Source organism: Pseudomonas sp. PA-7-1E (assembly GCF_021605325.1).
GTDB classification, from domain to species: Bacteria; Pseudomonadota; Gammaproteobacteria; order Pseudomonadales; family Pseudomonadaceae; genus Aquipseudomonas; species Aquipseudomonas fluorescens_BV.
This window is the reverse complement of record NZ_WKFA01000099.1, coordinates 1-7,644: the sequence shown is the minus strand read 5'-3', so window position 1 is coordinate 7,644 and position 7,644 is coordinate 1. Positions and strand designations below refer to the sequence as shown.

At 60.4% G+C, this 7,644-nt stretch carries 5 protein-coding genes and 1 pseudogene; 1 reads left to right on the top strand and 5 read right to left on the bottom strand.

Features of this window, described 5'->3' with window-relative positions:
- Positions 1 to 951, top strand: a 951-nt coding sequence (locus GIW79_RS29015) for a hypothetical protein (protein ID WP_236477465.1), incomplete at its 5' end; no start/stop codon positions are given.
- Between the two features lie 175 nt (positions 952 to 1,126).
- Here GIW79_RS29015 and GIW79_RS29010 read toward each other — a convergent pair.
- The 5 genes and pseudogenes from GIW79_RS29010 to GIW79_RS28990 all read right to left on the bottom strand — a co-directional run.
- Positions 1,127 to 1,513 (bottom strand): annotated as a pseudogene (locus GIW79_RS29010) (alpha-E domain-containing protein); the annotation flags it as partial.
- 184 nt (positions 1,514 to 1,697) lie between these two features.
- Positions 1,698 to 2,291, bottom strand: coding sequence for a glutathione S-transferase (locus tag GIW79_RS29005; protein ID WP_236456290.1), 594 nt, complete (start codon positions 2,289 to 2,291; stop codon positions 1,698 to 1,700).
- The gene (locus tag GIW79_RS29000; RefSeq protein WP_236456292.1) at positions 2,288 to 5,926 is read right to left on the bottom strand and encodes an AAA family ATPase; all 3,639 of its coding nucleotides are present in this window, start codon (positions 5,924 to 5,926) and stop codon (positions 2,288 to 2,290) included. Before GIW79_RS29000 ends, GIW79_RS29005 begins: the two co-directional genes overlap by 4 nt.
- On the bottom strand, positions 5,923 to 7,164 hold the full coding sequence (locus GIW79_RS28995; RefSeq protein WP_057975739.1) for an exonuclease SbcCD subunit D C-terminal domain-containing protein: 1,242 nt from the start codon (positions 7,162 to 7,164) through the stop codon (positions 5,923 to 5,925). The genes GIW79_RS29000 and GIW79_RS28995 overlap by 4 nt, the downstream gene beginning before the upstream one ends.
- Positions 7,165 to 7,378: 214 nt before the next feature.
- Positions 7,379 to 7,627, bottom strand: coding sequence for a DUF6124 family protein (locus GIW79_RS28990; RefSeq protein WP_236477466.1), 249 nt, complete (start codon positions 7,625 to 7,627; stop codon positions 7,379 to 7,381).
- Between the last annotated feature and the right edge of the window lie 17 nt (positions 7,628 to 7,644).

Genomic DNA, 7,644 nt, shown 5'->3' with positions numbered 1-7,644 from the left:
GCGGGTTCTCCGGTGATCCCGGCCAAGAATGGGGTAACGGCGGGCAAAGTCACGTTCGACATTACCAAGGCCGCGATTGCCGCCAACGTCGGTAATGCCAACAAGACGCTCACGCTTAAGTACGACGTAACCCGTAGCGGCAAGGTAGTTGCGTCCAAGGTGTTGACGGTGACGGTGACGCCGATACCCCAGGCTGAGTTGGCCAAAACGGTGCTCAAGATCAACCAGGCTAACGCGGCGACTCAAGTACTGGACTTGACTACGTTTACCGGCGATGCCACAGGGCAAATTGGTGTCTGGCCGTTTATCACTGCACCTTACCCCGTCTGGTTGAAGCTGCAGGGGAAAACGGACAAGGGCGATGATCATTCGCTGACAGTGTACAACGGTGCGGACACTGCAGCTGTCAACTCGACCTGGATCGCTGAAGGGAAAATCGAACCAAGGATCGCTCGTACTTATCTGGCGAGATTGGGACATGGCACCAAGCTGCAGGTGGAGTTAAAAGCGGCTTTCAGTCTTAGTAAAGCTGAAGTCGATGCCATTGTCTTTCCGATAGTGGACTACCAAGTGAGCAATAAAAAGCTCGACCATTTCACGGATTTTAGTAGTGGATATAATGGGTGGACCGTGTTCGGCTCGGGGGACATAACTTCAGGCTATTGGAGAGGTTACAACAGTGTGTCTGGAACTGGGACAGGTTTATATCAAGTTTTCAGTGTGGCCCCCGGATGGTATGAGGTTTCAGCGAGGGTTATTGGGAATTACAATATGTCCGTAGATATCCAATTTGTAAGATTCCTATATAGTACGCCTGGGGTGTGGCAGACAATGACGCACCGTTTTCATGTAGATGATATTAGGACCGGTGTTTCTATTACTGCTAGGCTCTATGACTTTCCGGCAGGCCAATTTGTTGGTTTCGATGATATTCGGATTCGGCAGTTATAAAAAAGAGATGTGGTTAATGGAGCTTAATTAGCAGATAATTGGTTGATGCGACTGCAAGAAATGAAAAAAGGTTGGCCTTGGCTTATGGGGATAGTTGCGTGAACACCTGTAGAATAAGGGCCGGACCGAGTGAGTCGTAGATATAGTCAGCGCGCGAAGGTATGGGGAGATTTACTTAAAGTAGATCTCCCTCTGCACCTTCCATCGCCTTGTAGGACGGTGGGCCACAGACAACCTCCAAATAAGAACTCTGCACCGCCCGCGCCAACTCCCGCACAGCCTCAATAAACGCCCTCAACCGACTATGCAACCCATCCTCCAGAATCTCATCAATCCCCGTATACCTCAGCCGCGCTTCAAATTCCGCCACCAACCGCTGCGCCGTGCGCCCATAACTGCCTGGCAGGTCCGTGAGGATATGGCTCAACTCCTCGATACACGCATGCAGCGAGCGCGGCACGTCGCTGCGTAACAGCAGCAGTTCCGACACCGAGCGGGCATTCAAGGCATCGGGATACAGCTCGGTGTATGCCTCGAATGACGACAATTCGTGGAACACGGACTGATTCAAAAGCGGGTTTGCCCCATACTTGATGCTAGATAACAAGACCCGGCACTGTACTGGAATTGAGCGACGGTCAAATGTGGGAGCTGGCTTGCCTGCGATGGCATCAACTCGGTGTTTCAGTTGCACCGAGTCGTCAGCATCGCAGGCAAGCCAGCTCCCACACTTGAGTGTATCGGCCTCAGGGCTTTGCCATCACGGCGGTAAACAGTGGGGACTCAAGGAACCGCTGTAACCAAATCTGCAAACGCTGATACGGCGTCCCCGCAAACCACTCCCGATCCACATGGGCAAACTGGCGCACAAACGGCGCCAGCGCCACATCCGCCAGGCTCAGGTGTTCGGCGAGCAAGTACTCACGCTCCGCCAGCAAGCCTTCCAACTTCTGCAAGAACACCTCACCCTCGGCCCGATAATGCTCCATCGGCTGCTCCGGGTAGCGCTCGGCATACTTGTATCGATTCAAGTGATGCTTGAACACCTGATCATTCTCGGCAATCAACGCCAGCACCGCAGGGTCACCTTGCAGCAGCCAATCATCCGGGTCGTGCTGCGCCAGCGCCCATTGCATGATCTCCAGGCTCTCCTCTATCACTCGACCTTCGACACTCAACACCGGCACCGTACCCTTGGGCGACAGTGCCAGCATCTCGGCTGGCTTGGCCTTGAGGCTCACCTCGACAATTCGCACAGCAACACCTGAGTAACGTAAGGCCAGCCGCGCCCGCATCGCATACGGGCAGCGTCGGAACGAGTACAGCAGCGCTTCGTTCACTTGACCTCCAGGGTACTCAGGCCGTTGCCCTGGCGCTGGACCTGGATCTGTACCGGGATGCGCTCGTGCATTTCCTGTACGTGGGAGATCACCGCCACCTTGCGGCCCTGGGCCTGCAAGCCGTCCAGAGCGTCCATCGCCAATTGCAATGACTCCGGATCAAGGCTGCCAAAGCCTTCGTCGATAAACAGCGACTCGATCTTCAAGGTGCTCGACGCCATGGACGCCAGGCCCAAGGCCAAGGCCAACGACACCAGGAAGGTTTCGCCACCGGACAATGAATGCACCGAACGCAGTTCATCGCCCATCTCTGTGTCCATCACCAGCAGCCCGAGCATGCTGCCGCCGCGTTTGAGCCGGTAGCGGCGCACCAGTTGGCGCAGTTGCACGTTGGCATGGTGCACCAGCAAGTCGAGGTTGTAGGCCTGGGCGATCTTGCGGAAGGTGTCTCCGGTGGCCGAGCCGATCAGCGCATTCAGGCGTGCCCAGCGCTGCCACTGCTCGTAAGCCTTGGCTATCTGTTCGGCCAGGGCCTGGTTGGCATTCTGGCGGCGCTGGTCTTCGGCCTGGCGTGCGCGCAGTTCGGCGCAGTGTTTCTCACCCTCGAGCAGTTGCTGCTCAAGCGTTGCCAGGGTGGCGTCCAGTTGCTCGGCCTCCAGGTTGCCATTGTGCAGGGCCTGGTGTTCGGCCAGGCGCTGTTCGCGCTCGTGCAGCAGAACTTTGGCTTGCTCGACGGCCTTTTCGCTGCTGTGCAGGTGCTGACGCAACTGCGCGACCTGGGCTTCATCAAGGGCCAACAGGCGTGCGAGGCCCTGATCATCCAGTTCTGGGTGCTGGGCGCGCCATTCGCCGATGCGTGTCGCAAGGGCTTGCTGTTCCGCCTCCAATGCCTGCTGGCGTTGCTGCTGGGCCTTGAGGTCGGCGGCCAGCTGTACTTGCGCCGTGTGCACGGCGTGCAGTTCCTGGTTGGCGTCGGTCTCGCTTTGGCGCGACTGCGTGACGGCTTGCTCCAGCTGCTGTTGCCAGTGTTCGGCGCTGGGGTAATCCCCTAGCAAGGCGCGGAGTTTTTCCTGGACGGCGTGTTGCTGGTCGGCCAGCTCGGCGACTTGCAGATTCACAGCGTCAAGTTGCTGCTGACGATGCTGTTGGTGGGTGTGTTGTTTCTCGATGGCCTGTTGGCGCTCTTGCTGCTCGGCCTGCTCATCGCGTTGATGGCCCAACTGCTCAAGGCGCTGGCTGACCTGCTGGTCGAGCTGCATGAAGGTCGCCGCAGGCGCGCTGCGCAAGCCTTCCAGCGTCTGGGCGGGCAGCAGGCTGGCGAAGGCGCTGAGTTCCGCCTCCAGGCGTTCGCGGTCGCCGGCCAGTTGCCGTTGTTGGTCCACCAGCAATTGCCGGGCTTGCTGGCTGGCATCCTGGGCCGCTTGTAATTGTTGCTGCAAGCGCCCGGCGTTCTGTTGCAGGTTGAGCAGGGCGCCTTGGCGTTGTTCGTCCTGGCTGATGCTTTGGGTCAATTGGGCCAGTTGCTGGGCCAGCCAAGGGCTGCGCTTGGCAGCGTCCTGATTGAACAGCGAGGCAGACAGTGGGTGGGCTTGCAGGCTCGGCGCCAAACCCTGCTGCTGGGTGGCCAACTGTTCCTGCTGTTGCAGGAACTCTTTTTGCTGAGCGATCAGGCCGCCCACTTCACCGCGCAATTCAGTGAGTTTTTCCTTGAGGCTATCGACGGCTTTCTGCGCAGCCGCCTCTTCACTTTCATCATGGCGACCCAGGCTTTGCAGCAGGGCTTCAGGCTGGTGATAGGGGTGTTCGTGGCTACCGCACACCGGGCAGGGTTGGTCATCCTGCAACTGCTCGCGTAATTCCTCGACGCTGGCACTGCGGGCCAGGCGTTGGCGCTCAAGCAGTTGCTTGGTCACCGCCAGGGTTTGTTCGGCAACGGTGAGTTCGGCCTTGGTTTGCAGGCCGGTCTGGTTCAGTTGTTCGCGTTTTTGCGCGGCCTCGGCAAGCCTTTGCGTGAGCGCAGCGGCCTGTTGATCCAACTGTTGCTGGCTGTCCCACAAGCGGGCCAGGTCTTCGAAGGCGCGCTGTTGCTTGCGATTGTCTTGCAGCAGGCTGGCCAGCAATTGGATTTGTTCGGCCACCGCGTGCGGTTCGGCACCGGCCTCGTGGTAGAGCAGGTCCAGGGCTTCGCGCTGTTGGGTGAACTGTTCGGCGGCGGCGCTGGCGCGCTGTTCGAGTTGCCCCAGCTCGGCCTGGCCTTGGTTGAGGCGATTGCCGATCAAAACCAACTGTTGCAGGCGGTCACGGTAGGCGTTCCAGGCATCGCTCAGCGGCGCGAGGGTGGCGCTGTGCTCAAGTTCGGTGGCCAGGCGCTGCAGGCGCTCGGTGCCTTGGGCCTGGGTGTGTTGCAAGCCGTCGAGCAGGGCCTGGCCTTCGGTGCAGGCGCTTTCGTGCTGGTGTTTTTCCTCGTTGCGCTTGGCCAGTTCGCGGCTCACATGGGCGAGGGTGTTTTGCTCTTCGATGGCCTGGCGCAACAGGGGCGCGGCGTCGGCCTGGTGTTTCAGGGCCGCGGCCAGTGCTGCCTGGGCGGCCACTTGCTGGTGTTGCGCCTGTTCCTGGCGGGAATGCAGGGCGGTTTGTTGCTCGAGGTGCTGGGCAATCTGTGCCGCCAGGGGCGTCAGCAGGGTGCCGAGTTCTGCCTGGCGCAGGAAGTGATGGCGTTGCGGTGCTAACTGCTCCAGCAGGCTGAGGTCTTGGCGTTGCTGGCCTTGGCTGGCCCAGGTTGCTTCGTCGCGTTGCAGTTGCTCCACTGCGTGTTGATGGCGCTCCTGCCATTCACGCAGTTCCTTGAGCCAGGTGTGCTGCAACTCCAGCTGCTTGAGCTGGGCTTGTTGGGTCTTGAGCTGCTGCTGGGCGTGGGCCAACTGTTGATCCAGCTCGGCGCGGGCTTCGGGTGCCAGGGGTACCACGCCGGTGGCTTGGTCCTGCAGCTGTTTGTGGGCGTCCTTGGCCTCTTTGGCCTTATCGAACGCACGGCGGCCGAGCTGGGTGTAGAGCGCGGTATCGGTGAGCTTTTCCAGCAGTTCGCTGCGCTCATTGTCATTGGCCTTGAGGAAGGCGCTGAACTCGCTTTGCGCCAGCAGCACCGCACGGGTGAACTGTTCGAAGTTCAGGCCCAGGGCCAATTCGAGTTGGGCCTTGTACTCGGTTTTCTGGCTGGCCAACAGTTGGTCGCTGTCCAGGTCGATCAGGCTTTGCCGGCTGTTCTGCAACTTGCCGCTGGCTTTGTCACGGGCGCGGTTGGCTTCCCAGCGCGCACGGTAGCGACGGCCACTGACACCGACAAAATCCACCTCGGCATAGCCACCACCGGTGCCGCGTCGAATCAGGGTGCGCGGGTCGCCGATGGAAATATCCGTGTCGGCGTCCGGCATCTTGGCCTGGCCGGTGTCACCCAGGCGTGGCACTGCGCCAAACAGCGCCAGGCACAACGCATCGAGCAGGGTACTTTTACCCGCGCCGGTCGGCCCGGTGATGGCGAACAGACCCGCACTGGCCAGGGGCTCCGCGGTAAAGTCGATTTCGAACGGGCCCGCCAGGGAGGCGAGGTTTTTCAGGCGGATGGCGAGGATCTTCATGGCTGTTCGCCCTCCTGTTGTACTTCCTGGAGCAGCACGGCGAAGTCCTTCAAGGTCTGTTCATCCACCTCACTGCCGTAGCTGTCCTGCCAGGCGCGGCTGAACAGTTCCTGGGGCGTGAGCTGGTCGAGTTCGATCAGTTGCGCATCGTCTACCTCTGCGCTGTCGCGTGTGCCGGCATACTCGGCGGCGATACGCACCAGGCGCACGGCCTTGCCTTGCAGGGCAGTTTCGATCTGTTGGCGCAGGTCCGGTTGCGGTTCGTCGAGGCGTACGCGCACTTCCAGCCAGGGGTGGCGCTGGGTTTCGGCGAGCAGGTCGATGTCGGGCAGCTCACCGAGTTGCTTGAGGATATCGGCCAGGGGCGCGGCATCCAGGCGTTGCAGGTTGACGGAGCGGGGAATCAGGATCGGTTCGCAGCCCACCAGCCTTTCGCCCTGGAACGTCACGTCGAGAATCTGGTGCTTGTAGCCGATTTCGGAGAACGACAGGGGGATTGGCGAGCCGCTGTAGCGAATGCGCTCCTCGCCATTGACCTTTTGCGGTTTGTGCAAATGGCCGAGGGCCACATACGCCACGCTTCGGTCGAACAGTGTGGCAGGCAGCGCCTCGGCATTGCCGATGATCAGGCTGCGTTCGGAGTCTTCGGATACCGACCCACCGGCCATATGCGCATGGCTGATGGCTATCAGCGCCTGGCCTTTGTTGCGCTTGGCATTGGCGGCCGCGATCAGCCATTCATGCACTTGGCCGATGCCGCGCAGGTAATCATCGCCCAGCTGTGCGCCGGTGACTTCCGCCGGGCGCAGGAAGGGCAGCGCCAGGCACCAGGCGGCGATCTTGCCTTTGGCATTGGGCAGCGGGATCAGCAGCCGGTCGGCATCCAGTTGCCCGTCATCCAGCCACAGCACCCGGCCCAGGGCATGGGTGCGCAGGCGGCGCATCAGAGGCGCAGGCAGCTCAATGCGCGAACCGGAGTCATGGTTGCCGGCAATCATCACAATGGTCAGCGTCGGCTGTTGTTCGTGGGCGCTGATGATGAAGTCATACAAGCGCTCCTGGGCCTTGAGCGGCGGGTTGACCGTGTCGAAGATATCGCCGGCGATCAACAGCACGTCCGGGCGCTGGGCCTTGAGTTGGCCCAGCAGCCACTCAAGGAAACAAGCGTGTTCGAAGTCGCGTTCCTGGCCGTGGAGGTTTTGGCCCAAGTGCCAGTCGGAGGTATGAAACAGACGCAAGGCGAACTCCGTGGAGAAGATGAAAAGGAGGGGAGTTTACCTGTAAAAGTGCACGCGGACTCATGGCCGACGCGATCAACGGAGTGTGGGCCAGCCCTGATGGCTGATTGTAGGAGCGAGCTTGCTCGCGAAAAACGTCAACGATGACGCGTGTTTCCTGGATAAACGCGGCGCCTGTGAGTTCTTCGCGAGCAAGCTCGCTCCTACACAGGGGTCATGGGGTGTTAGTGGGGTTGGGTTGCAGGCAATCCAGCGCACGGTCGGCGAGGGTGCGGGCCATGTCGATCAGGTGAGCGGTGGAACAGGCCATGTCGCGTCGGGTGCCTTTAAGGCCTTCGGCGGTTTCGGTGGCGGTGGTGGCGGCGCAGCGCAGTAGCGAGGAGATGCTGGCGATGGCGTCTTCGAAGCTCAGGTCTTCGTGGGCGACGAAAATGGGGAAGGGTGGGTCCTGTTTCTTATTCACATTTGACGCTGCCGGCG